We start from the raw sequence: 24483 nt of genomic DNA, 5'->3' as shown, positions 1-24483 counted from the left end.
TCATTGCGCGGTATTGAGCGGTGTGCTGTCAGTCTTGCAAAAATGCCAGTCGCGGGCCGACCGGTACAATCCGGGTTGGATTGATGGTGTCGTGGCTGTAGTAGTAGTGGCGCTTGATATGATCGATGTTGACGGTCGCGGCAATACCGGGGTGCTGATACAGCCGCTGCAAATAGTCCGACAGTGCCGGGTAATCGGCAATACGGCGGATATTGCATTTGAAGTGGCCCACGTACACCGCATCAAAACGCACCAGCGTGGTAAACAGACGCCAGTCGGCTTCGGTTAATACCCCGCGTCCAGAGGCATCGGCGACCAGAAAATCTTGTCGGGCAATGATGGCTTCTACGCTATCGAGGGCATCAAAGAGGTCGCTAACCGCCGCTTCGTACTTGTCGGCGGCGGTGGCGAAGCCGGATTTGTACACGCCATTGTTGATCTTGTGATAAACCAGCTCGTTAATGCCATCGATCTGGCGACGCAGGTCAGCGGGATAATAGTCATCGGTATTGCCGGTCAGGTCGTTAAAAGCCGAATTCATCATACGAATAATTTCTGATGACTCATTGCTGACGATGCAATTCTGTTGCTTGTCCCACAGTACCGGCACCGTTACCCGACCGGAGTAGTTCGCTTTGTGGCGGGTATAAATCTGGTGCATGCAGGTTGAGCCAAACAGGATGTCGCCGTTGCTGCGAAATTTCTTGTCCGGGTGGTTGGTATCAAACTCCCAGCCGTTAGACAGCATGTCGGGTGACACGATGGACACGTCAATATGAGCTTGCAGTTGCTTCAGTTGACGGAAGATCAGGGTGCGGTGAGCCCAGGGGCAGGCCAGCGAAACGTACAAATGATAGCGGCCGGATTCTGCCTTGAAACCGCCAACGCCATTGGGGCCTGCTGCACCGGTAGCGGTTACCCAGTTGCGTAACTGGGCGTCTTCGCGTTGGAAGGCACCACCGGTTTTCTCGGTGTCGTACCACTGGTCTTGCCACTGGCCGTTGATCAGTAGACCCATGTTGTTCTCCGATTCAGTCCTGATTGGGTAAGCAGTCAGTCTAGCGCAGGGAGAATTCGAAAAAAGCGCAAATATTAAGCTGGCAGATTCGGTTTGCTCGAAAGGTATTGGCTGTCGGTGCGGCGTTTGCCGTTGTCGTCGATGTCATAGCGGGGAGCTGGCAGGCAGCAGCAGGAAAAAACCGCTGCCATCAAGGGCAGCGGAAAGGCGTACAACACGCCAACAGGCCTCTCCGAGGGAGAGGTTGAGGTCTAAACAATTCGGTATAACCCTGAGTATGAAACAACACCGGCGGGTCAGGCAGCCCGCCAGTGTTTATCTGGCAATGGTGTTTACCGGACTCAGAAGAAACCCAGTGGATCAGTGCTGTAGCTGACCAGCAGGTTTTTGGTCTGCTGATAGTGATCCAGCATCATCTTATGGGTTTCGCGGCCAACACCGGATTTTTTGTAACCACCGAAGGCTGCGTGTGCAGGGTAAGCGTGGTAGCAGTTGGTCCAGACTCGACCAGCCTGAATGCCACGACCCATGCGGTACGCTACGTTCATGTCACGAGACCAAACGCCGGCACCCAGACCAAACTCGGTGTCGTTGGCAATTTCCAGTGCTTCGGCTTCATCTTTAAATGTGGTTACTGCAACCACTGGTCCGAAGATTTCTTCCTGGAAGATACGCATCTTGTTGTGGCCTTTCATCAGCGTCGGCTGAATGTAGTAACCAGTGCCCAAGTCATCGTTCAGAGATTCAGCGGAACCACCGACCAGCACTTCGGCACCTTCGTCACGACCGATTTGCAGGTAACCCAGGATCTTTTCGTACTGCTGCTGGGAAGCCTGTGCGCCCACCATGGTGTCAGTATCCAGCGGGTTGCCACGCTTGATCTGGCCAATACGCTCGATCACTTTGCCGATAAACTTCTCGTAGATGCTTTCCTGAATCAGCAAACGGCTAGGGCAAGTACAGACTTCACCCTGGTTGAAGAACGCCAGTACTGCACCTTCCACACACTTGCTGACGAAGCTGTCTTCGTGATCCATGACGTCGGCAAAATAAACGTTAGGTGACTTGCCACCCAGCTCAACAGTAGAAGGAATGATGTTTTCAGCGGCACACTTCATGATGTGTGCGCCAACCGGAGTAGAACCGGTGAAAGCGATCTTGGCGATACGGGTAGATGTGGCCAGCGCCTGACCGGCTTCTGCGCCAACGCCGTTAACGATATTCAGTGTGCCTGGTGGCAGCAGGTCGGCAATACATTCCATCAGTACCAGAATAGAAACCGGAGTCTGTTCCGCTGGCTTCATAACAATACAGTTACCAGCCACCAGCGCAGGAGCGATCTTCCAGGCGGCCATCAGCAGAGGGAAGTTCCATGGAATGATCTGGCCAACCACACCCAGAGGCTCGTGGAAGTGGTAAGCCACGGTGTTTTCGTCGATATCACCAATGGTGCCTTCTTGAGCACGGGCACAACCGGCGAAGTAACGGAAATGATCCGCCGCCAGTGGTACGTCGGCAGCCAGGGTTTCACGAACGGCTTTACCGTTGTCCCAGGTTTCAGCAACTGCCAAAGTTTCCAGATTGGCTTCAATACGATCAGCAATTTTCAGCAGGATATTGGAACGCTCGGTCATAGACGCCTTGCCCCAAGATGTTTGGGCGGCATGAGCGGCATCCAGCGCCAGATTGATATCGGCTTCATCGGAACGGGGAACCTGACAGAACACCTGGCCATTAACCGGGCTGATGTTGTCCATGTAACGACCGTTAACTGGCTCGACCCACTGGCCGCCAATGAAGTTGCCGTAACGTTCCTTAAAGGTGACTACTGAGCCAGGTTGGCCGGGATTTGCGTAGATCATGTTGGTTCTCCGGGTATTTATTGTTATCGCAAACAGAGTTTATTGTTCAGAGAGACAGAACACCCTGAAGCAATATGGACACTGCCAGTGTGCTGGATGCTCTGCCATCGGGTCATTTGCCATCCGTGTTTAAAAAGACACTACCTTGGTACTAGTTCTTTGGGATGCCACTGTGGCGCGGCAGGGCAGGCTTCCGAGAGGGGGTGAATGGTGGTGCGACTGGTGATGCGACAGAGACCGTTGTTTGCTGGCTGGCAAGAGAGAGTTTGTCCGCTGGACGGCGATCAATAGGGAGAGTATCCGCCGATCTCTTGCTGACAGTTTGGCCTGTATGGCGCTGTTCACACCCTGTTGACTGAGTGATTTATCTGGCCTGCGCTTTGGACTCATGCGATCTATTTGCTACTGCATGGCAATTGCCGGAGAATAGCGCCCCCAGACGTTGGATGACTTGCCGGATTGCCAGACTTTATGACTACCCGCATCGCCATTAACGGTTTCGGCCGCATCGGCCGCTCGGTTCTCCGGGCACTCTACGAAAACCGTTATTACCCGCAACTGCAAATCGTGGCGATTAATGAATTGGCCGATATCGATTCCGTCAGTTACATGTTGCGTTACGACAGCACCCATGGTCGCTTCCCTGGAGATGTGGTGGTGGAAAGTGACCATTATCTGCGCATCAACGGAGATCGGGTGCGGTTATACCGCCAGCCCAGTCCCGACAAGTTGGACTGGTCCGAATGCCAGGTCGATATTGTGCTGGAGTGCAGTGGCCAGATTCGTAGCCGTGCCGACGCCGAAGCGCATTTACTCAGCGGTGCTGGCAAGGTACTGATTTCCAACCCTGCTGACAGTGCGGTCGACAACACCATTGTTTACGGCATCAATCACACGAGCATCCGGCCGCATCAGCGCATTATTTCCAACAGCTCCTGTTCTACCAATTGTCTGGTGCCGGTACTGACCTTACTGGAACGTGAATTTGGTATAGAGCGGGGCGTTACTACCACTATCCACTCAGCCATGAATGATCAACCGGTGATCGACGCCTATTCATCGGATCTGCGACGAACCCGCTCTGCGGTACAAAGTATTATTCCGGTTGATACCGGGCTGCCGAAAGGGATTGCCCGCTTGATGCCGACACTGGAAGGCAAACTCGAAAGCCTGCATTTACGCGTTCCGACCATCAATGTGTCCGCTCTGGACGTGAGCTTGCAGCTCAAATGTGATACCAGCGCACAGGCCGTTAACGAACTGATACAATCCGCCGCCAATGGCGTGTTTCGTGGCCTGTTGGGCATCAGTTACGAGCCTCACGCCTCCATCGACTTTAACCACGATCCGCGTTCCGGCATTGTGGATGCGACCCAGACACGGGTCAGCGCCGGTTCGATGCTGAAACTGTTGCTGTGGTTTGATAACGAATGGGGGTTTGCCAACCGGATGCTGGATACTGCGTTGTGTATGAGACAAGCGCCGGGTGAGTCAGCGATGACGGCATCATCCACAGGCAATAATTCGTAGTCATGATTAATTGTAGTTACTAACAAAAACAGTCAGGGCGCTTGCGACGCCTGCAACACAAATGAGGAAAGCCACAATGTCTGTGATCAAAATGACCGATCTGGATTTGAAGGGAAAGCGCGTTCTGATTCGTGAAGATCTGAATGTACCGGTGAAAGCGGGCAAGGTGACGTCCGATGCACGCATCCGTGCTGCTCTGCCAACCATTCAGCACGCACTGGAAGCGGGCGCTCGTGTCATTGTGATGTCCCATCTCGGTCGTCCGACCGAAGGTGAATACGACGACGAATTTTCGCTGCAGCCAGTGGCAGCTCATCTGTCGGCTTTGCTGGGTCGTGACGTTGTGGTGGTCAAGGACTTCGAAAACGGCGTCGACGTTGCTGAAGGTGAGCTGGTATTGCTGGAAAACGTCCGTTTTAACACCGGCGAAAAGAAAGACGCAGAAGCGCTCTCCAAAGCCTACGCGGCGCTGTGTGATGTCTTTGTAATGGATGCCTTTGGTACCGCTCACCGCGCCCAGGCATCGACGCACGGGGTGGCGAAATTTGCTCCGGTTGCCTGTGCTGGCCCGCTGTTGGCGGCAGAACTGGACGCCTTGGGCAAGGCGCTGGCAACACCGGCCCGTCCGCTGGTGGCCATTGTGGGTGGCTCCAAGGTATCGACCAAGCTGCAAGTCCTGGAAAGCCTGTCCGACATTTGTGACCAGATCATTGTTGGTGGCGGCATCGCCAATACCTTTCTGGCCGCTGCCGGTAAGCCAGTGGGGAAATCCTTGTGCGAAGACGATCTGATTCCAGCGGCGAAAAAGCTGATGGAAAAAGTCTCAATTCCAGTGCCCACCGATGTGGTGTGTGGCAAGGAATTTTCTGAAACCGCCGAAGCCACTCTGAAGTCGGCGGATGATGTGACCGAAGACGATATGATCTTCGATATTGGCCCGGATTCTGCGGCAGCTCTTGCGGCACAACTGCAACAGGCCGGCACTATCATATGGAATGGCCCGGTAGGCGTATTCGAGTTTGACCAGTTCGGTGAAGGCACCAAAACCCTGGCGCTTGCCATCGCTGCATCGGATGCTTTTTCGATTGCCGGTGGCGGTGACACTCTGGCAGCGGTTGATAAATACGGCATTGCAGATAAGGTATCTTATATCTCCACCGGTGGTGGTGCGTTCCTTGAATTTGTTGAAGGAAAAGTCCTGCCTGCCGTCGCCGTACTGGAAGAGCGCGCCAAATAAGCGCCAAAACTATAACCGGCTGGCTCGGTCTGCGAGTCGGTCAGAATAATCAGTCAGAAGGATACTAATTTATGGCACTTATCAGCATGCGTCAGATGCTGGATCACGCCGCCGAATTTGGCTACGGCGTACCGGCATTCAACGTCAATAACCTGGAACAGATGCGCGCCATCATGATGGCCGCCGACAAAACCGACTCTCCTGTGATCGTGCAGGCCTCTGCCGGTGCACGTAAATACGCCGGTGCCCCTTTTCTGCGCCACCTGATTCTGGCAGCGGTAGAAGAATTTCCGCACATTCCTGTGTGTATGCACCAGGATCACGGCACCTCGCCAGATGTTTGTCAGCGCTCCATTCAGCTGGGCTTCAGCTCAGTGATGATGGACGGTTCACTGGGAACCGATGGCAAAACGCCAACCAGCTACGAATACAACGTCGAGGTCACCCGTCGTACCGTCGCAATGGCGCACGCTTGTGGTGTGTCAGTAGAAGGTGAACTGGGTTGTCTGGGATCGTTGGAAACCGGTCAGGCTGGTGAAGAAGACGGTATTGGCGCAGAAGGTATTCTGAGCCACGACCAGATGTTGACCGACCCGGAAGAAGCGGCCGATTTCGTCAAACAAACCGGTGTCGATGCTCTGGCGATTGCCTGTGGTACGTCCCACGGCGCGTACAAGTTTACCCGTCCGCCAACCGATGACATTCTGGCGATTGACCGCATCAAGGCTATTCACCAGCGTATTCCAGGTACTCACCTGGTCATGCATGGTTCGTCGTCTGTGCCTCAAGAGTGGCTGGCGATCATCAACGAATTTGGTGGCGAAATTCCGGAAACCTACGGCGTGCCGGTTGAGCAGATCGTTGAAGGCATCAAGTACGGCGTCCGCAAGGTGAATATCGATACCGACTTGCGTCTGGCGTCTACCGGTGCCATCCGTCGTTTTCTGGCAGCGAACCCAGGCGAATTTGACCCGCGTAAATACCTGAAAGAAACCGTGACGGCAATGTCCGACATCTGTATTGCCCGTTACGAAGCCTTCGGTACCGCAGGTAATGCCAGCAAGATCAAGGTCGACTCTCTGGACGTGATGTACGAGCGTTACCTGACCGGTGAGCTGGATCCAAAGATTGCCTGATCTGGCTGCCTGAATCAGTCTTGAGCTGATGTTTGGCCGCACCCGTGCGGTGGCCTTCTGTTGGCGGTAATGAGGTTTATTCTGGAACCGTTACCGCCATCGGTTTGTCTCGGCGGCGAATTCCTTCGCCTCCTGTCTGTTGCTGTTTCTTGCCTCTCGTGGTGATACCTCGGTTCTGGTATTTTTGTCCCTCCTTCCTATCGCCTTCCTATCGCCTTCCTATCGCTTGTCGACACTGTTTTGCCATCGATCGTTTACCCGCTATCAGCCACTGCAGCATTTATCAATGCCTTGCAAGCCAGCGGCTGAGACCCGGAAATACTCTGTGACGCGGTAGCCAGCCTATCTATTGCCAGCTTGTCCTACGTTCGATCAGGGGAAGTTGTGACGCTCTGCACAGAGGCTCGCACTGGTTTTGTAAGGAATTGTATTGCCAAACCAAAGCTGGTTACTCTTTGACCGTTCTGGAAACCGGAACACCAATCTACCGGTGATCAGACCCAAATAGTTAACCATGTGATAAGCACAAAGGAATCAACTCATGAACTGGACTCATTCATTAACGGGCTGGGTGTCTGCCGCTCTGATCAGTAGCACGCTGGCCATTACGGGTTGTGGTAGTAGCGATAGCAATGACAGCAGCAGTGATAATAACGATAGCAGCAACTCAGCAGATGCGACGCTGGAAGGTACAGCGGCCACCGGTGCCGCGATTGACGGTTTCGTCTATGTAACAGACGCCAGTGGTACAGAAGTCAATGTCGCGATCGAGGCTGACGGCAGCTACACCATTACAGTAACCGGCATGTCAGCGCCTTTCTTGCTGCGTGCTGCTCCTGACGATGGTTCGGACGTACAGTATTCTTTTGCGGCAACCGCCAACAGCATCGCCAATATTACACCGATGACCACGCTGGCGATGTTCCTGGCCAATGGCGAAACCAGCCTGGCGACGCTGCAACAAAACTGGGCCTCCGCCGCTACCAGCTTCTCCAGCGATGATCTTGCTGACGTTCAGGCGCAGATTAATGCCAATTTCAGTGAACAGTTTTCCGGCAATGGCCTGGATGCTGACAGTTACGACTTTTTTACGACCGAGTTCAGCGTCAACGGCAGTGGTTTGGATGCGGTACTGGATCTTATCAGTATCGATATCGACTTCAGCGCAGGTTCTTTCATCGTTGAAGTGAACGGTCTGGTGTATGACTACGACGTCGATATCGATACCGATGGCATCACCATTGGCGGCGGTGACAACAGCAACCTGGATGGCGAGTGGACGCTGACCTTCAGCGGCACGTTTAAATCCGGAGTCACGACGACGGCTATTCCTGCGGTCACCATTGAAGGGCTGGAGGCACCGGATTCCTTGTCTGAACTTGAAGATCGGGCCGCCGCTGGCTTCGAGACTGCTGGTTCTGATATCACCGACCTGGTTGTCACTGTGGTAACCGATACCGATACGCGCAAGACCTTTACGCTGAAATTTACTCAGACCATGACAGTTGATGCTGGAGGTTCACCCGTAGAAGTTATCTCCGACTACGATATGACTTACGACTATCAGCTTAACTGATACTCACAGCAGTACACGGCGGTTGTTACACAACGGTTGTTAGAGGGCGCTTCGGCGCCCTTTTCTGTTTTCTGTGGCGCATGGTTATGCCGTTGTTTCGCTATTGACGGGCTTTTTCTCTGATGATGTCCTTCAGGTTGTGAGGAACAATAAAGGTATCTTTTTTGCCGATCTTGTAGCGCTTCAGTAACTGGAATGTTTCTGCCAAATTCAATAAATCGGTACGTGCCGTCTGGTACACCACTCCGTGGGAATGCTGATGGCCCTTGATGCTGTATTCATAACCGGGGTTCTTCAAAGCATGTTTCAGGATAGATAATTGACGATGATTCAACTGTCCCTGCAGAGCAGAGCCACTGAGCACATCTTCGGTTTCTCTCAGCTCCTGCATCTTGTCTTTGAGCCACTTATGCAGGTCATGAATTGACTCTTTGATGACATCCAACTGGTAGTCAATAAAGTACGTCAGATCGTTGGCATCGGTTTCGGTATAGAGATAGGCCTTTTGATATTGCGCCGGTGCTTTCTTGATCACCCTTGAAATCGAGGTGTATTGCAGTAGCCAGTAATTCTCTTTCGCCATCATCCAGTAGAACAGTGCTCGTGCGGTACGGCCATTACCGTCAACAAAAGGATGATCGTAGCTGATCATAAAATGCACAATGATGGCCTTGATCACCGGAGGAATAAATATCTCTCCAGAATCATCGCCAGTCTGATTGGCAAAATCACACAGTGCCTGCAGCCGCTGGGGTAACTCAGCGGCTTTGGGCGGTACGTGCAGCAGTTGGTCATCCTGATAAAAGACACAAATATCATCTTCCACACGTCTGAACTGCCGGGCCAGATGTTCATCGCCAGACTCCAGTGTTCCTGCTGTCAGCAGTCGGTGTAATTCGAAAATGATCGAAGGGGTTAATGGCTCATGCCGATATTCCCGAATAAACTGCATTGCCTTATAGTTGTTTACAATCATGCGCTCGGATTGGTTCAGTGGTGTTCTGGCGCTGGTGAGCATCTCCTTGGCTACTCTACGGGTTGTCGAGGCTCCTTCCAGTTGGCTGGAGCTGATGGCTTCTTCAATCAGGCTGTTGATCAGATAATGTTCCCGGGTGCTTTTGTCTTGCATGATGGCATCGGCAGCCATGGCGCCGCTGGCATTTTCGCTGATCCACAATAAATCCCGCATCAGGGTATCGGGAATACAAAACCGGAATGGCTGATTGTCTTTATTGAGCAGAGGAATACTCCGGGCTATTTTTTCTCGGACCAGCTTGGTAGCAATCCAGTGTAATTCCGCATTGAAACCGCTTGGGGATGGCAGGTGGCGCAGTTTATCCCAGTGCAGGTAGCGCCCTTTCGCATCGCAGGGGCCGATGTCTGCCTGAAACAAATGCAGCAGTTGGGCGTGGTTCATCGCCGTCAGAGCGGTCAGTGGCTGATCGTGATAGGGAGGAGTTTGTGGGCGCTTCATGATATCAACTACTAATATAATTAAAATTAGTATATCAATGAGAAGAAGGCTTACTGCTCATTTTTTATAAATTAGTCGTTGGTGTTGCTGCGGATGATCAGGCTTGCCATGCAACCGCAACCGTCGCCACCCGTTCTGCTACAGAGAGGAGACGCACACCCCTTTGGCAGGGGGCGTCGATAGAGTGTCTACAGATAGAGTGTCTGCTTCAAGCGCCAGCAGCGATTTCTTTAATCCGCTGCACCATGGCGCGGATACCGTTACCACGGGTAGGACTGAGGTGTTTGATCAGGTCAATATCAGCAAAATAGCCATCAATATCAAATGCGAGAGCGTCAGCGGGCGTTTTGTCATTGTAGGCACTGAGCACCACGCCAAGCAGGCCTTTGACGATATGAGCGTCGGAATCGGCTTCTAATACCAGCTTGCCGTCGATGATGTCGGAGTCGATCCACACCTGACTTTGGCAACCACGAATCAGGTGTTGTTCGGTTTTTTTGTCGTCTGGCATCGATGGCAGCTGCTTGCCGAGCTCGATGATGTATTTGTAGCGTTCCTCCCAGTCGTCAAAAAAGCCGAGGGTATCGAGGATGTCGTCAGTGGTAATGTCGGTGCCAAAGGGATTCGGGGTCAGGCTCACGGTTATCTCCTCAGGCTGGTTCAGCCAGTTCGGTGTTTAGTGTTTCAATAAAGCTGCGGATGCGTTGAGCGGCTTCGCGGCATTCTTCCACGCTGGCGACCAGTGCCATGCGGACGCGGCCAGCGCCGGGATTGATGCCATTCACGGTGCGGGAAACGTAGGAGCCGGGCAGTACGGTGATGTGCTGCTCGGCGAACAGGCGCTGGGCAAACAGGTCATCGGCAATCGGGGTTTTTAACCACAGGTAGAAGCTGGCGTCGGTTTGCTGGATGTCGATGACTGGCTTGAGTATCTCGATAAAGGTGTTGAATTTCTGCGTGTACTGGCGGCGGTTGTCTTCCACGTGGGCTTCGTCGTTCCAGGCGGCGATGGCGGCCATTTGGGTCTGAATTGGCTGGGCACAACCGTGGTAGGTGCGGTACAGCAGGAAAGGTTTCAGCAGTTTGGCGTCGCCCGCAATAAAACCGGAGCGCAGGCCAGGCAGGTTGGAGCGTTTCGACAACGAGTGGAATACCACGCACTTGTCGTAGTCGTCGCGGCCCAGTTCGGCGCAGGCTTGCAGTAGGCCAACCGGAGCTTCTTTGCCATCGACCCAGAGCTCGGAGTAACACTCGTCCGAGGCCACAATAAAGTCGTATTGGTCGGCCAGTGCAATCAGTTCCTTGTACTGCTCAATACTCAGGGTCGAGCCGGTCGGGTTGCCCGGTGAGCAGACAAACAGCAGTTGGCAGCGTTCCCAAACGTCAGTTGGTACGGAGGCATAATCGGCGTTAAAGCCGGTTGCTTCCATACAGGGCAGGAAGTAGGGTTCGGCACCCGCGAGGTAGGCTGCACCTTCGTAAATCTGGTAAAAGGGGTTCGGGCTGAGCACCAGCGGGTGTGGCTGAGTACGATCGACGGCGGCCTGGGCGAAGGCAAAGATGGCTTCGCGGGTGCCGTTGACGGGAATAACCTGGGCCACAGGATCGATGCGATTGAGGGTGAAGCGGCGCTTGAGCCAATGGGCGCAGGCTTCACTGAGTTCTGGCAGGCCTTTGGTGGTGGGGTAGTTTTCCAGTGCCTGGATGTTGTCGATCATGGCCTGTTGCACAAAGGCCGGAGACGGGTGTTTGGGTTCGCCGATCGATAGGGATATATGCTCCAGTGCCGCATTAGGGCTGACAGCTGCTTTCAGTTTTGCAAGCTTTTCAAACGGATAGGGCTGGAGTTTGCTCAGGTCTGGATTCATGTGGCACCAACAAGGACAACGACAAGGACAACGACTGGCAGTAATCGCTACCGTGAAAAAGTGTGGGTGATTATACCCACTGCTCCGGGAAAGAGCAGGTCATTATGACAAAAGTATGGCGCTTGCTGCAGGGCGCTGGATGTGAACCGGACGGTTGTCTGGATACAAAAACGGAGCCGTGAGGCTCCGTTCAGTGATAAGCAGGGTGTAGCGGTTATCAGTCGGCTTCAATTCCAACTACTAGCCAGGGGGCGTTGTCGATCGACATATCGCGCTCCAGATGCCAGGTGTCGAATATGCCATCTTCGGAGTGGTCACCGTTATCACGGCTGCGGCCACGGAACAGGACGCTGATTTGACGCACGGAGCCGTCTTGTTCTGCCCGTACGATGTCGGCCGCAAGATCGAGTACTTCGGTCTGTGGTGGCGCATCGGCCATGGCGGCACGTTGTTGGGCCAGTTCGGCGTACAGCTCGGGGGCAACGTATTCCTTGATGGTGTTCATATCACCGTCGTTCCAGGCTTGTTGTACCTGGCGATAATGATCCAGTGCGCCGCCAATAAAGGCGATCTGGTCAAAGTCGTCTGGCAGGTTGACCGGTGCCTCGTTGCCTGTCGGGGTCATCATGGCACTCAGATCGTTGCGCTGGGCCACGGTGTCGGGTTCACTGGCTGCAGCCTGGAAGGGTTCATGTCGTTGATGGCCCGCCGCTTGTGGCTGCGATTGGGGCTGTGGACGTCGTCCGGCAAACAGTTTGAACAGTACAAACCCCACCAATGCCAGCAACAGGATGTCCATAAACTGGATGCCATCAAATGCACCGCTGCCCAGCAGGTAGGCAAACATGCCACCGGCGAGCAGGCCACCGAGCATACCGCCCATCAGACCAGTTTTACTGCCCGCTGTTTTGCCTGCAGGTTGAGCATTGCTGACACCGGGTTGATCTTTTTGAGTGGAAGAAGGGGCTGCCGATTTTTTCTGGGCAGGGGCTGTGGAAAAGCTTTTACCAAAGCCGCCGCCGCCAAATTTTTTACCTGCCTCAGCCGGTTGTACCAAGGCCAACAGCAGAAAAACCGTCGTAAACAGGGACCAGAAGGACTTCATAATAACCTCTGTGAATGTCGTCTTTGCCAAATCGGACGTTACTTTACCAGAATAACCCGGTGTACGAAGTCTGAAAGACGATCGTGGTGAAATTTGGTGAAATTTGGTGAGATTTAAAGGGCCACAACCAGAATGTGTCCTGGCAGAGTGTGTCCTGGGTTGCCAGAAGCTGTGGCTGCCAATCACCGGGTCATTATTGATCCGGTTCGCTGCTGACGAGTTCCGCCAGCAGCGGCAAGTGTGTGTGGTATTTACATGCAAATACAAATGATAAATAATATCATTTGTATTTGATATGGATGTCAAAGTCTCAACCACCCACTAAGAGCACTGATTCATGACCAAGTTCAACCGCAGTTCTACCCTCCTGAATGGGATTTACCCCTGTCTGACTCCTGCCTGCCTGACGCTCGCTACCTGCTTTTCATCTGTCGTTGTGGCGGATGATTCGTCTGTTATTGAACTTGAAGCCGTGGTCGTTACCGCAACGATGAGTGCGCGCCCGATTGAAACTGCGCCTGCCTTTACGACGGTTCTGGATGCTGAAGCGATTGAAGCGGCACCTGTGGACAGTCTTGGTGATCTGCTGCGAGCGAATGCAGGGTTGAACAACCTGACGGATGGCAATGGCCGGGATGATATCCAGATTCGTGGTCTGGACGGTGATTACACCATGGTGTTGGTGAATGGTAAACGGGTGTCGTCTGGCGGTGCTTTTGCCAAGGGAACCGACGTTGATTTCAATTCCATTCCGGTAACTTCGATTGAGCGGATTGAAGTGATTCGTGGGCCGATGGCGGCACTGTATGGCTCGGATGCGATTGGTGGGGTGATCAATATCATCACCAAAAAATCGGCGGGCGACTGGCGCGGCAGTGTCAGTGGCGAATACACCGTGGTCGATTCGGGTGAAGACGGTGGCCGCTATCGTCTGGGAGGCACCGCAATGGGTTCCCTGAGTGACCAGGTGAGCTTGTCTGTTTCCGCAGATCAATACAGTCGCGAAGCCTGGTACGCCAATGACGATGACGATGTGCCGGATCAGGAAGAAAAAACCGCCAGCAACCTGACATCAACGTTGACGCTGGATCTGAACGAGCAGCAAAGTATTGATATTGATTTTGGCTACAACCAGGATAAGCGGCCCTACCAGGCCTATAGCAGCAGCTCGTATCGTGAGCAGGAAATCAGTCGTTACGACCTGGCGCTGACACATACCGGATTATGGGACAGCGCATCAACCACCGCCTACATCAAGTACGAGCACAGCGATGTCGACGATTTTAATACCAGCTACGTGACCCCCCAGCATCACACCAAGGAATCCAACCTGTATGCCAAGGCTTACGTCAATACGGCATTTGGAGCCAATGACCTGGTGGCCGGGGTGGATTACCGCCATCAGGAGCTGGAAGACCCGATCAATTATGTTGCCACCGGCAAGTACAGCATCGATCAGGTGGGTGTTTTTGTGCAGGATGAAATTGCCCTGATGGAGGCGCTGACACTGACGCTCGGTGGTCGTTGGGATAATCATGAAATTTTTGGTGGCCACTTTTCTCCCAAAGGCTATCTGGTGTACCAGTTAAACGATGCGGTGACTCTGAAAGGGGGAATCGGCAAAGCCTTCAAGGCTCCAGACGGACGTAAGTTAAGCCCGGAATACAACGAGATCAGTTGTGGTGGGGGTTGTTATATTCCCGGTAATCCGGATTTGACGCCAGAAACCAGTATCACCAAAGAGCTGGGTGTTGAAGTGCGTCAGCCTGACTGGGCCTTGAGCGCGGATGTGTTTGATACGGAAGTGAAAGACAAGATCGAGCGTGAGCTGGGTGCAGCAGATGACGATGGGGTGTATCACCCGATCTGGGTCAATCTGAGCAAGGTAACGTCCAGGGGGTATGAATTGAGCGGTGATCTGGATGTTGCCGATCATCTGGCCGTCAGTGGTAACTACACCCGCCTGAGCGTCAAGGACGGTGATGATGCGGTGATTGAGTATCGCCCCGAGCATCAAGCGAATCTCGCTCTGAAAATGCAGGCAACAGATGCCCTTAGCGCCAGCCTGAGCGTTAATTATGTGGGAGGTATGACCTACTCCTTCTGGGCCAATTCCCAGACCAATGTGCACAAACTGTCGTATTACCGTACCGATCTCGGCTTCCTGATGGATCTGAACGAGGCAGTTCGACTGAAGTTTGGCGTGAATAATATTGGCGATACCAATCTGGATAATATGGATTCCCATATCACCACCGTGGAACTGGGGCGCAATTATTATCTGGGCGGCACCTACAGCTTCTGATGGACATCCTGATGATCACGACTATTTTGCTTATCGGCCTGACCATACTGGCGGTTGCCTTGCTGTATCTGTGCCTGCCCAATCAGCGCTGGCTGTCACAGCCGTTATCCAAGGCGTTCTGGCCGATTGTACTTGCCGCGCTGGGTGTGTCGTTGCTGGGCTGGCTACTACTGCTGTCGCCGCTGGCCGCAATATTGAGCTGGCTGGTGGTGATCATGCTGGCGCTGGGGTTACTTCCGGCGCTGTTTTTGCTGCGTCGGAGGGCTGACTGATGTCGTCACGTTCTTTGCGTTATGACTGGTGGTCAAAGAGCCTGAGTGGTGTGGTCGCCGGATTTTTGTTGGCACTGGGTATTAGTGGTCTGTTTGCCTGGCTGGGGCCAGGGGGTATCGCTGCGGCGAACAAGGTGCAGTTCAATATGTGGCTGATCGTACTGGTCTGGTTACCAATATTGACGACGGTATATCTGTTTCGAAGCGGCGCACGGGCCTGGCTGATTCTGGGGGGGCTGGCATTAGTCAGTCATGTCGCGTTGTACGGTGTCCGCTATGGAGCCATGTTATGAAAAACGGCTTCAAGGTGCGTGGTGATGTATTAAAAATGTACAAAACCTTGCATACCTGGGTGGGCATTAGCTCCGGGATGTTGTTGTTTATCGGTTTTTTTGCCGGTGCATTAACCATGTTTGAAGAACCTGTTCAACAATGGTCAGAAGCGCTGGATCAACAAGTCGTACCGACATCAAGACTGACCACTGCCGAACTGGATTTGCTGGTGGGTCAGGTGCTGGAACGGTATCCGGCAGCCCGGCATGAACTGACATTACAGCTGGGCGACCATCCGCCGGGCAACGCCCCGGTATTCTGGAACGAGGGAGAGGGGGATCATCATCAACTGAACTTGTCGGCTTCACGTTGGCAAGCCAGTCTGGATGAAAGCGGACAATTGCAGGTGCAGCAGCAGACTCCTGGCCAATTGGGTGAGCTGATTGATCTGCTTCATCGCAGCGCCGGTATACCTGGGCAGCTGGGACACGAGCTTGTTGGTGTGTACCTGATGGGAGTGGCCGCCCTGCTTTACAGCTTGGCGCTGGTGTCAGGTGTCGTGCTGGTGTTACCCACGCTGTTGCGTGATTTTCTGATTCTGCGCCCGGAAAAAAGCCGCAAGCGTTTCTGGCTAGACGCTCATAATCTGATCGGCATCACCAGTTTGCCGTTCCATCTGGTGATTGCCGTTACCGTGGTGGTATTTGCCTTTCATGACCTATTATATGGTGCCTTGAAAGGCGTCGTGTACGGTGAGCAAGCGATGTTTGGGCCGCGAGCCGTGGCCACGGCGCAGCCGCTCAGCGAGTTGCCGCCAATCAGCCAGTTGCTTGCGCGGGTACATGAACAAGCACCGGGTTTTGACGTCAAGGCGGTCGAGTTGATGAATCTGGAGTCGGCGCGGGCGATGGCCAGAGTGGCGGTTACTCATGACGCTTACCTCACCCGTGGCGCACGCGAGGGTTATGTCATTCTCAATCCGTACACGCTGGAAGTCACCAATACCAGTGTATTACCGGGGCAACAGGATGGCTGGAGTGTGCTGGTCAGCAGTTTCTTTGGCATGCACTTTGGCAGCTTTGGTGGCACACCAGTGAAGTGGCTGTACTTTGTGTTGGGGATCAGCGGTGCGTTTGTGTTCTACAGCGGTAATCTGTTGTGGATTCAGAGTCGGCGCAAAAAAGACGGCAAAGCCGATTTGCCGATGTCCGCGCAGTCCCGCTCGGTACGCTGGATGGCTAATGCCACAACAGGGGTTTGTCTGGGAACCATCGCCGGGGTTGCGATTGCCATGGTCGTCAGCAAAACATCAGCAGGGTTGCTGGGTAGCCATAATGATCAGGCCAATGTGCTGGTGGTCTGGGGTTATTACCTGACCTGGTTAGCCTGGCTGTTGTGGGCATGTATACGTGGCAGTGAGCGTGCTGGACGTGAGTTGCTACAAGCAACGGCGATTTGCGTCTTGTTGATTCCGGCCTGCAGTCTGCTGCTGGCGTTGCTCGGGAACACCGCAGAGATCTCTGTCCATGGCGCGAGTTTGGCCGTGGATCTGGCGGCGTTGCTGGTCGCCGCGATGATGCTCTGGTTTGATCTGCGGGTGCGTCAGCGCGCGTTGATGTCTGGTACTGCGGCACCTCCCAGGGCAACGAGGATAACGGCAGAGTAGATTTTCCATGCTTTATTGGTCAGAAACAGCACTGCGGTGGGTGAATTGAAGTAAGTTCTACGGGTAAAGTTATTAGTAAGGTTATGGGTGAAGATGTTGGTAAAATTATTGAAACCTATTTTCTTATTGCCTTAATCTATTAACGAGAGAGCAAAATGTCATTATCCCTGGTAGGCCAGACGGATTAATCTGACTGTGTTGATAGACAAACAGAGGATTAGCCATGAATAGTATCTTTCGTTATATCGCCGTGGTTTCCCAGCTTGAAGCAGGTGCGACCCGGCAACCTCAAGCGCGTTCTGCTACACCGGCCCCACAATCGGGCCGCTGCCCGACTCAGGGGTGTAACTATGCGGATAACTACTACGGTGATCAGCAGTGTGGTGTGGTGAACAAGCATTAGCCAGCTCCAGCGTACCGCCCGCTCGTCGCCGTCCAGCAAGCGGTTACGAGCGGATAAACAGGGCTTGCCGGATCCATGGTCGCTGAGAGTTCGTATGATTAGTTGTTTGCTGGCGCACGCCAGTCCTGGATAGGGACGGTAGAAATACTGTTCTTCGGCGAGCCATCGACCATTTTGTCGGAGTACACCAGGTAGATCAGCGTATTACGCTTACGGTCAAAAAATCGCACCACTTGCATGGTCTTGAACAGCAAGGAAGTGCGCTTGGTGAATACCTGTTCACCATCGTCAAGAGTATCCAGAAAACGGATCGGACCAATCTGGCGGCAAGCGATGGAGGCGTCCGACGTGTCTTCCGCCAGCCCGAGTGAGCCACTGATACCTCCAGTCTGGGCGCGGCTCAGATGGCAGGTCACTCCCGCTACCTTGGGATCATCAAACGCTTCTATGACTATCTTGTGGTTTTTGCCAATCAGCTTGAAGGCGGTGTCGACTTCGCCGACCACCTCTGCGTGTGCTGTGGCGGAGATGACCGCGATCAGGCCCAGCAGTATTGGACGTAATAAGTTGGCCATAGTTGTTGGTACTCCGATGTAGTGGGTCGTTTGGTGTGCTTGGTCGTATACAGCATGACAACGGACTCAGTAGTGGTAGGTCATAAAAACACCAAGCGAGTCGCCGTTAAAGGTCTGTCGGTCTGAATGATAGGTGGCGGATTTATAGGCCAGTTCAAAGCGCATCTCTCGGGTCACCTTGTATTCAATAAAAAGCCGTGGGCTGAGGGTATTGTCCAACGCCGTCCGGGTACCATCCCTGTCCTTGATGCTATGGGCTATATCGATGTGCAAACCGGCACCGGCTGCCCACCGGGGATAGTGATAACCGGCATCAAGCTGCATCACTAAGCCCTGACTATTACCTTCGCCGCCCTGGTACAGAATACCCAGTCGTGCCCGTGTTTCGATGCGACGGCTGGCGGGTATGGCGTAACCGCCATACAAAATTGCACCAGCTCCGGCATTGTACGGCTCGCCCTGTTTATTTTCGGCGACTTTGTCACCGCCAAAATCCATTCCCAGGCCGATTTCCCAGCCCCGGTGCAAGTAGTTGGGGGCGGACTCGGTTCGGGCTGGAATGGCCAGCTTCAGGGTCGGGGTATCGGTGGTCAGGTAGCTGCCTTGCTGGAGCACCGTCTGATCGGTCACATAGCTGTCGCCTATGATCAAACGCTTGGTTTGCGGTTGCTGCGTCAGCGTACGTCCCAACCATTCGGCATCCGTAAACACCACCAGATAGCGGGTTTCAGGATCTACTTCCAGCTGGAGGTAAACTCCTTCGTTGCGGCTGCTGGTGTCGCTGATCAGTACGGGATTGTTGTAGATTTCCAAGGCATCAAATTGCGCATCGAGCAAAATCACGGCTGGATAAAAAACGGTTTGTTCTTCGACCAGTGATTGCAAATCCATACGGATGTTGCGGTCGTAGTGCGGCAGCTCCAGGCCGGTTGCCAATACATGATGCTGACCCAGCAGCATGGGTTCCGTGGTTGGGATCAGTTCACCCTGAAAGCCATATACCAGACTGTGGTAGTGAAGCGTTGGCAAACTGGCTAACCAGTCAATCGGCGAGGGTATTCCATCGCTTTTTGGCGAGTTGTCCATGACCGGGTCACGGCTGGTTCTGTTGTCCGACTCTTCGTTGGCCGCCAGCGCCACACCGTTAAGCAGCACGCCCACTAACCCTGAGAACAGGGGAAACACATACTTCATTCAGGCTCCTTGTCGGTAGACAAACCATAACGCCCGCGACTGTAGCGCAGAGCGTTATCCCGGAGCCAGTTGAATCAGTCTGATCGGTAGAGTGAGAGGGTCAGGATAGCTGTTTTTTAAAGAAATTTTCTGTCCGTTCCCAGGCGATATCGGCTTGCAGCTCATTAAAGCGTGGGGTGGAATTGTTGTGGAAGCCATGACGGGTACCTTCATAGCTGTACATCACGAAGTCTTTTTTGTGGGTTGTCAACGCCGCCTTGTAGCCTGAACGCATGGCATTGATACGCGGATCGTCCTCAGCGTAATGAATCATCAGTGGTGCCTGGATGTTGGGTACTTCATGACTCTCTGCGGCGCGACCGTAAAACGGTACTGCGGCATTCAGGTCAGAACCCATAACAACCGCCAGCTGGTTCACGACGCCACCGCCATAACAGAAACCGGTTGCCCCCAGCTTGCCGCTGGACAGTGGATGAGTTTTGACAAAACGGGCACTGTTCAACATATCGGTGAACAATTTTTCCTGATTCAGGCTGGCCTGTAACTGTTTACCGTCGTCGTCATTCCCTGGATAACCCCCGACGGGTGATAACCCGTCCGGTGCCAGTGCCAGAAACCCGGCGACTGCCAGGCGCCGGGCGACATCTTCTATATAGGGGTTGAGGCCACGGTTTTCATGAATCACTACCACGGTCGGGAAAGAACCCTCTCCCACAGGTTTGACCAGATAACCTCGCATGCGACCCGACGTCCCGCCAGAAGAGTCGTAGTCTATATAGGTTGCCTTGATGCGATCATCGGTAAAGGAAATCGTTGCCGCCTCGGCATAACGGGGCAGGAGTGCCTGTGCCATGGCCAGACCGGAGCCGGTGACCAGAGTGAGAGCTGCAGCACGAGAGAGAAAATCTCGCCTGCTCATGCCTGAATGACAATATTCGTCGTATAAATCGTAAACCTGTGGATCGATAGGGTCATTATTCATGGCAGTATCCTGCGCAGGCCGATGTTGTTGTAACGCCGAATCGCAGTGGATAAATCGGTGGCTGAATGGTTCCTTGTCATCGATAAAAAAAATGCATGAGCATAAAAGGTATTCACTATATAAGAGCGATTCGGTCAGTGTGGGATCACAATGTTCAGATTGCGGGTATTAGTCCATAACTTTTGTGTGGTTATTGGTGTTGATCCGGATGCCCCCTGATTTTGTGATAGGGTGTGTCACCACAAGCCTGAGCTGACATACCCTGTGTCGGTTTTGATTCGCGTGTGCTGTGACTCACGCCGGATCTTCATGAATAAACGTAAAACGGCAACTGCGATAGCAGCCATCAGCGCAGGTCAGGATAATCAAGCCTGGTTATCCATGTGGCGTAACGACCAGATTGAGTTTCATCAGGATGCTGCGAGTCGTTTACTGGTGCGCCATTGGCCCAGGCTGGGGCTGGCAGACAACAGCCGGGTGTTTGTGCCGTTGTGTGGCAAAAGCCTCGATATGCTGTGGCTGGCGCAACAGGGCTATGACGTCGTAGGAGTAGAACTCAGCCAGGTTGCTGTTAAAGCGTTTTTTGTCGAAAACCAGATTGATTACCAGCGCAGCCGGGCGGGTGATTTTATCTGCTGGCGCAGCGAGCACATCACCATACTCAGTGGCGACTTTTTTCAGCTGACGATGGCGCAGCTGGGCCATATTGATCTGGTGTTTGATCGGGCATCCCTGACCGCGCTGAATCCGGCGATTCGTGGTCTCTATGTGCAGCACATGCATGACATTTTGCCAGCCGGGCAATGCCCGGTCTATCTGCTGACAGTGGAAGACCCGGACGAACAGGAACAACCTTTTGATATTGATCAGGAGTTGTTGGCGCTGTATCAGACGACGTTTGAGATTGAGGTGATTCAGGCAGAACGTAGCCAGATAGACATGCCGTTGCCGGAGGCTGCTGATATCACGGATACCAAGCTGTATCGGCTACTGCCGAAGTAATTGGTCATCGGCTTCAGCGGTTATTCAAACTTGTCCCGTGCTTTGGCCCAGGGATCAATTTTGCGGCTGTCAGGTGTTGTTGACGACGTTGTTGACGACGTTGTTGATGGCGTTGTATTGCGGGAATGGCCAGTGCCGCTGTGTCTGCCATTGTTACCCTGGCGCGAACGAGGCCCTTTGCCATGTTCCGTGGCCTGCTTTTCACGTTTTTCCCGCAACCGATCAGCATCTTCCAGGCTCAGAACTGCAGGTTCCCCTGGTGCCTGATGGGCGGGAATAATCCGGTCTCTGGGAGGCAGAGCAAACTGGGTGGATGAAGCCTTGGGCAAATTCTTGAACTGATACAAATAAAAGACCTCAACCTTTTCTCTGGCCCAGGTGGTCTTTTTCAGAAACTTCACACTGGCATCAATCCCCGGATTGGTTTTGAAACAGTTGATGTTCAAATACGCAAACAGAATATCAAAGCCGTAGTGCCCCACCAGCTCAACCAGCATCTGTTTTAACCCTACGCCATGCAGTGGGTTGTTTTTGTAATTGATTTCGTCGTTCATGAACCATCCGGTAAAAGCGTGAAGGTCGCGATTGTACCTGTTGCGGTGTAGAAAACCCATGCTTGAACCGGGTACGCCCAGTAAGCCTCGCCCCGTCTATGTCTGCTCCCAGATGCAGGCGCGGGTGGTTCCTGCCCTGGTTGGTTCTGTTGCATAGCAATGAAGGTCGTCGGTCTGCGGCAACGTCATTGCCCTTGCTGTGGCTCTGAGCGACAATGCGCGCCTTTATATGACACAGCATATGGCACAGCAGCTGCCAGGAGAGTGATTTCCATCGACAGGCTACCGGTCTGCTATCCTGTGCTTGCTAACATTGACACAATCAGGAGTCGTAACATGACCTCTCGTACCGAACTGGCTAACGCCATCCGCGCATTAAGTATGGACGCTGTCCAGAAGGCCAAAAGTGGCCATCCAGGCGCCCCAATGGGCATGGCTGATATCGCCGAGGTACTGTGGAACGACTATCTCCAACACAACCCGAACAATCCGGAATGGGCTGACCGCGACCGCTTTATCCTGTCCAATGGTCATGGCTCCATGCTGATTTACTCGCTGCTGCACCTGACTGGCTACGAGCTGTCCATTGATGACCTGAAGAGTTTTCGTCAACTGCACAGCAAAACGCCAGGTCACCCCGAATACGGCTACGCCCCGGGCATTGAAACCACCACCGGACCTTTGGGTCAGGGCATTGCCAATGGTGTTGGTATGGCGGTAGCAGAAAAAGTATTGGCCGCCCAGTTTAATCGCAAGGGCCACGACATCGTTGACCACAACACCTATGTCTTTATGGGTGACGGTTGCATGATGGAAGGTATCTCTCATGAAGTCTGTTCTCTGGCGGGTACTCTGGGTCTGGGCAAGCTGGTCGCTTTCTACGACGACAACGGCATTTCTATCGACGGAGACGTTGATGGCTGGTTTACCGACGATACGGCTGCCCGTTTTGAATCCTACGGCTGGCAGGTCATTCGCCACGTGGACGGTCATGATTCCGAAGAAATCAAGATGGCGATTGACACTGCGCGGGCCAATACCGAGCAACCGACACTGATCTGTTGCAAGACCATCATTGGTTTTGGCTCACCGAATAAAGAAGGCAAGGAAGACTGCCACGGTGCACCACTGGGTGATGACGAAATTGCTCTGACGCGTGCACGCCTGGGTTGGACACATGGCCCGTTTGAAATCCCGGCCAATGTGTATGAAGGCTGGAGCGCGAAAGCAAAGGGTGCCGCCGCCGAACAATCCTGGAACGACAAATTTGCTGCCTACGCTGTGGCTTACCCGGAACTGGCTGCTGAATTTGAGCGTCGGATGAAAGGTGAATTGCCTGCTGACTTCAGCGTGAAGGCGGCTGCCTACATCACCGAATGCCAGACCAAGGGCGATACAATCGCCTCTCGTAAAGCATCCCAGAACACACTGAACACGTTTGGTCCGCTGCTGCCAGAACTCCTCGGCGGTTCTGCCGACCTGGCCGGTTCCAACCTGACCTTGTGGTCGGGTGCCAACGGCATCAGCGCTGAAGATGCCAGCGGCAACTATCTGTTTTATGGCGTGCGTGAATTTGGCATGAGCGCCATGATGAACGGCCTTGCATTGCACAAGGGCTTTATTCCTTACGGCGCTACCTTTCTGATGTTTATGGAATACGCCCGCAACGCTGTGCGTATGGCGTCGCTGATGAAGCAACGCGCTATTTTTGTATACACCCACGATTCCATTGGTTTGGGTGAAGATGGCCCTACCCATCAGCCGGTAGAACAGGTTGCCAGTCTGCGTAATACGCCAAATCTGGAAACCTGGCGCCCATGTGATACGGTTGAAAGCGCAGTGGCCTGGAAGTCGGCGGTAGAGCGTGCAGATGGTCCATCAGCACTGGTATTCTCACGTCAGAATCTACCTCATCAACAACGCACCGCAGAACAGGTTGTCAATGTGGCTCGTGGTGGCTATATCCTGAAAGAGTGCGCAGGTACCCCGGACGTGATTGTGATTGCAACCGGTTCCGAGGTCGGCCTGGCGATGGATGCGGCGGCGCAGATTGCCGACAAGGCCGTTCGCGTGGTGTCCATGCCGTGTGCTGAAGTGTTCTGTAAACAGGATGCCCAGTACATTGAGTCCGTATTGCCCGCTGCCGTGACAGCACGCGTTGCCGTTGAGGCGCTGCACAAGGATTACTGGTACAAGTTTGTTGGTCTGCAGGGTGTCATTATTGGTATGGATACGTTTGGAGAGTCGGCACCGGCTGCTGATCTGATGGCACACTTCGGTTTCACCAGAGACAAAGTGGTTAATTCTATTAATAGCCTGGTCTGAGAATCTATCGGGATCTGCTAACCTGTCTACAACAGATCCCGAATTGTCTGGCTGTGAAGGAGATTGTCGGATTGTCTAATAGTTTTATTACTGATTGGCATCAGTACTGATACGTACTCTTGTCTT

General features: G+C 53.4%; 21 protein-coding genes. 11 read left to right on the top strand and 10 right to left on the bottom strand.

Annotated features, from left to right (window positions below):
* Positions 1-28 precede the first annotated feature (28 nt).
* Positions 29-1018: a glutathione S-transferase family protein gene (locus tag SOJ49_RS16370; RefSeq protein ID WP_369855565.1), complete on the bottom strand. Its 990-nt coding sequence runs from the start codon at positions 1016-1018 to the stop codon at positions 29-31.
* A gap of 341 nt (positions 1019-1359) precedes the next feature.
* A complete protein-coding gene (locus SOJ49_RS16365) occupies positions 1360-2880 on the bottom strand; it encodes an aldehyde dehydrogenase family protein (protein ID WP_369855564.1) in 1521 nt (506 codons plus the stop codon).
* Positions 2881-3351: 471 nt separating this feature from the next.
* On the opposite strand from SOJ49_RS16365, the gene SOJ49_RS16360 reads away from it, so the two are divergent.
* The 4 genes from SOJ49_RS16360 to SOJ49_RS16345 all read left to right on the top strand — a co-directional run bounded on the left by SOJ49_RS16360 (position 3352) and on the right by SOJ49_RS16345 (position 8359).
* Positions 3352-4410 (top strand): type I glyceraldehyde-3-phosphate dehydrogenase, encoded by a 1059-nt coding sequence (locus SOJ49_RS16360; RefSeq protein WP_369855563.1) that lies wholly within the window; start codon positions 3352-3354, stop codon positions 4408-4410.
* Positions 4411-4486: 76 nt separating this feature from the next.
* Complete coding sequence (locus SOJ49_RS16355; protein WP_369855562.1) at positions 4487-5647, top strand: phosphoglycerate kinase; 1161 nt, start codon at positions 4487-4489, stop codon at positions 5645-5647.
* A gap of 71 nt (positions 5648-5718) precedes the next feature.
* Positions 5719-6783 (top strand): class II fructose-bisphosphate aldolase, encoded by a 1065-nt coding sequence (gene fba, locus SOJ49_RS16350; protein WP_369855561.1) that lies wholly within the window; start codon positions 5719-5721, stop codon positions 6781-6783.
* A gap of 541 nt (positions 6784-7324) precedes the next feature.
* On the top strand, positions 7325-8359 hold the full coding sequence (locus SOJ49_RS16345; protein ID WP_369855560.1) for a hypothetical protein: 1035 nt from the start codon (positions 7325-7327) through the stop codon (positions 8357-8359).
* A 100-nt stretch (positions 8360-8459) separates the two neighbouring features.
* Here SOJ49_RS16345 and SOJ49_RS16340 read toward each other — a convergent pair whose 3' ends face one another.
* The 4 genes from SOJ49_RS16340 to SOJ49_RS16325 form a co-directional block, all read right to left on the bottom strand.
* Positions 8460-9833 (bottom strand): Fic family protein, encoded by a 1374-nt coding sequence (locus tag SOJ49_RS16340; protein WP_369855559.1) that lies wholly within the window; start codon positions 9831-9833, stop codon positions 8460-8462.
* 208 nt (positions 9834-10041) lie between these two features.
* Positions 10042-10473: a SufE family protein gene (locus tag SOJ49_RS16335; RefSeq protein ID WP_369855558.1), complete on the bottom strand. Its 432-nt coding sequence runs from the start codon at positions 10471-10473 to the stop codon at positions 10042-10044.
* A gap of 10 nt (positions 10474-10483) precedes the next feature.
* Positions 10484-11701, bottom strand: coding sequence for a succinyldiaminopimelate transaminase (dapC, locus tag SOJ49_RS16330; RefSeq protein ID WP_369855557.1), 1218 nt, complete (start codon positions 11699-11701; stop codon positions 10484-10486).
* Positions 11702-11918: 217 nt separating this feature from the next.
* A complete protein-coding gene (locus tag SOJ49_RS16325) occupies positions 11919-12806 on the bottom strand; it encodes a Tim44 domain-containing protein (protein WP_369855556.1) in 888 nt (295 codons plus the stop codon).
* Between the two features lie 337 nt (positions 12807-13143).
* Here SOJ49_RS16325 and SOJ49_RS16320 point away from each other — a divergent pair, with 337 nt between their 5' ends.
* From SOJ49_RS16320 to SOJ49_RS16300, 5 genes are all read left to right on the top strand, one after another.
* The gene (locus tag SOJ49_RS16320) at positions 13144-15111 is read left to right on the top strand and encodes a TonB-dependent receptor plug domain-containing protein (RefSeq protein WP_369855555.1); all 1968 of its coding nucleotides are present in this window, start codon (positions 13144-13146) and stop codon (positions 15109-15111) included.
* A gap of 11 nt (positions 15112-15122) precedes the next feature.
* A complete protein-coding gene (locus SOJ49_RS16315) occupies positions 15123-15383 on the top strand; it encodes a hypothetical protein (RefSeq protein ID WP_369855554.1) in 261 nt (86 codons plus the stop codon).
* Positions 15383-15676 carry a hypothetical protein gene (locus SOJ49_RS16310; RefSeq protein WP_369855553.1) on the top strand — a complete coding sequence of 98 codons (294 nt, stop codon included), beginning with the start codon at positions 15383-15385 and terminating at the stop codon, positions 15674-15676. Before SOJ49_RS16315 ends, SOJ49_RS16310 begins: the two co-directional genes overlap by 1 nt.
* Positions 15673-17322, top strand: coding sequence for a PepSY-associated TM helix domain-containing protein (locus SOJ49_RS16305; RefSeq protein ID WP_369855552.1), 1650 nt, complete (start codon positions 15673-15675; stop codon positions 17320-17322). The genes SOJ49_RS16310 and SOJ49_RS16305 overlap by 4 nt, the downstream gene beginning before the upstream one ends.
* A gap of 223 nt (positions 17323-17545) precedes the next feature.
* Complete coding sequence (locus tag SOJ49_RS16300) at positions 17546-17725, top strand: hypothetical protein (protein WP_369855551.1); 180 nt, start codon at positions 17546-17548, stop codon at positions 17723-17725.
* A gap of 98 nt (positions 17726-17823) precedes the next feature.
* On the opposite strand, the gene SOJ49_RS16295 is transcribed toward SOJ49_RS16300, so the two are convergent.
* The 3 genes from SOJ49_RS16295 to SOJ49_RS16285 form a co-directional block, all read right to left on the bottom strand.
* On the bottom strand, positions 17824-18300 hold the full coding sequence (locus tag SOJ49_RS16295) for a CreA family protein (RefSeq protein WP_369855550.1): 477 nt from the start codon (positions 18298-18300) through the stop codon (positions 17824-17826).
* Positions 18301-18366: 66 nt separating this feature from the next.
* Complete coding sequence (locus tag SOJ49_RS16290; protein WP_369855549.1) at positions 18367-19494, bottom strand: MalM family protein; 1128 nt, start codon at positions 19492-19494, stop codon at positions 18367-18369.
* Positions 19495-19594: 100 nt separating this feature from the next.
* Positions 19595-20476: a dienelactone hydrolase family protein gene (locus tag SOJ49_RS16285; RefSeq protein ID WP_369855548.1), complete on the bottom strand. Its 882-nt coding sequence runs from the start codon at positions 20474-20476 to the stop codon at positions 19595-19597.
* 309 nt (positions 20477-20785) lie between these two features.
* Here SOJ49_RS16285 and SOJ49_RS16280 point away from each other — a divergent pair, with 309 nt between their 5' ends.
* Positions 20786-21478 (top strand): thiopurine S-methyltransferase, encoded by a 693-nt coding sequence (locus SOJ49_RS16280; protein ID WP_369855547.1) that lies wholly within the window; start codon positions 20786-20788, stop codon positions 21476-21478.
* Positions 21479-21498: 20 nt separating this feature from the next.
* On the opposite strand, the gene SOJ49_RS16275 is transcribed toward SOJ49_RS16280, so the two are convergent.
* A complete protein-coding gene (locus tag SOJ49_RS16275; protein ID WP_369855546.1) occupies positions 21499-22032 on the bottom strand; it encodes a VF530 family DNA-binding protein in 534 nt (177 codons plus the stop codon).
* Positions 22033-22368: 336 nt separating this feature from the next.
* On the opposite strand from SOJ49_RS16275, the gene tkt reads away from it, so the two are divergent.
* A complete protein-coding gene (gene tkt, locus SOJ49_RS16270) occupies positions 22369-24357 on the top strand; it encodes a transketolase (RefSeq protein WP_369855545.1) in 1989 nt (662 codons plus the stop codon).
* The last annotated feature ends 126 nt before the right edge of the window (positions 24358-24483 follow it).

Origin of the sequence: Candidatus Thalassolituus haligoni (genome assembly GCF_041222825.1) — a bacterium.
Lineage (GTDB): Bacteria > Pseudomonadota > Gammaproteobacteria > Pseudomonadales > Oceanobacteraceae > Oceanobacter > Oceanobacter antarcticus.
Note: the sequence above shows the minus strand (reverse complement) of the source record. Positions and strands in the feature narration are given on the sequence as shown.

Excerpts from the sequence above, each read along its gene's own strand:
- SOJ49_RS16310 (WP_369855553.1), top strand. The coding sequence starts at position 15,383 with ATGTCGTCACGTTCTTTGCGTTATGACTGGTGGTCAAAGAGCCTGAGT.
- SOJ49_RS16305 (WP_369855552.1), top strand. The coding sequence starts at position 15,673 with ATGAAAAACGGCTTCAAGGTGCGTGGTGATGTATTAAAAATGTACAAA.
- SOJ49_RS16295 (WP_369855550.1), bottom strand. The coding sequence starts at position 18,300 with ATGGCCAACTTATTACGTCCAATACTGCTGGGCCTGATCGCGGTCATC.
- dapC (WP_369855557.1), bottom strand. The coding sequence starts at position 11,701 with ATGAATCCAGACCTGAGCAAACTCCAGCCCTATCCGTTTGAAAAGCTT.
- SOJ49_RS16285 (WP_369855548.1), bottom strand. The coding sequence starts at position 20,476 with ATGAATAATGACCCTATCGATCCACAGGTTTACGATTTATACGACGAA.
- SOJ49_RS16355 (WP_369855562.1), top strand. The coding sequence starts at position 4,487 with ATGTCTGTGATCAAAATGACCGATCTGGATTTGAAGGGAAAGCGCGTT.
- tkt (WP_369855545.1), top strand. The coding sequence starts at position 22,369 with ATGACCTCTCGTACCGAACTGGCTAACGCCATCCGCGCATTAAGTATG.
- SOJ49_RS16370 (WP_369855565.1), bottom strand. The coding sequence starts at position 1,018 with ATGGGTCTACTGATCAACGGCCAGTGGCAAGACCAGTGGTACGACACC.
- SOJ49_RS16365 (WP_369855564.1), bottom strand. The coding sequence starts at position 2,880 with ATGATCTACGCAAATCCCGGCCAACCTGGCTCAGTAGTCACCTTTAAG.
- SOJ49_RS16320 (WP_369855555.1), top strand. The coding sequence starts at position 13,144 with ATGACCAAGTTCAACCGCAGTTCTACCCTCCTGAATGGGATTTACCCC.
- SOJ49_RS16290 (WP_369855549.1), bottom strand. The coding sequence starts at position 19,494 with ATGAAGTATGTGTTTCCCCTGTTCTCAGGGTTAGTGGGCGTGCTGCTT.
- fba (WP_369855561.1), top strand. The coding sequence starts at position 5,719 with ATGGCACTTATCAGCATGCGTCAGATGCTGGATCACGCCGCCGAATTT.
- SOJ49_RS16300 (WP_369855551.1), top strand. The coding sequence starts at position 17,546 with ATGAATAGTATCTTTCGTTATATCGCCGTGGTTTCCCAGCTTGAAGCA.
- SOJ49_RS16315 (WP_369855554.1), top strand. The coding sequence starts at position 15,123 with ATGATCACGACTATTTTGCTTATCGGCCTGACCATACTGGCGGTTGCC.
- SOJ49_RS16280 (WP_369855547.1), top strand. The coding sequence starts at position 20,786 with ATGAATAAACGTAAAACGGCAACTGCGATAGCAGCCATCAGCGCAGGT.
- SOJ49_RS16325 (WP_369855556.1), bottom strand. The coding sequence starts at position 12,806 with ATGAAGTCCTTCTGGTCCCTGTTTACGACGGTTTTTCTGCTGTTGGCC.
- SOJ49_RS16345 (WP_369855560.1), top strand. The coding sequence starts at position 7,325 with ATGAACTGGACTCATTCATTAACGGGCTGGGTGTCTGCCGCTCTGATC.
- SOJ49_RS16360 (WP_369855563.1), top strand. The coding sequence starts at position 3,352 with ATGACTACCCGCATCGCCATTAACGGTTTCGGCCGCATCGGCCGCTCG.
- SOJ49_RS16275 (WP_369855546.1), bottom strand. The coding sequence starts at position 22,032 with ATGAACGACGAAATCAATTACAAAAACAACCCACTGCATGGCGTAGGG.
- SOJ49_RS16340 (WP_369855559.1), bottom strand. The coding sequence starts at position 9,833 with ATGAAGCGCCCACAAACTCCTCCCTATCACGATCAGCCACTGACCGCT.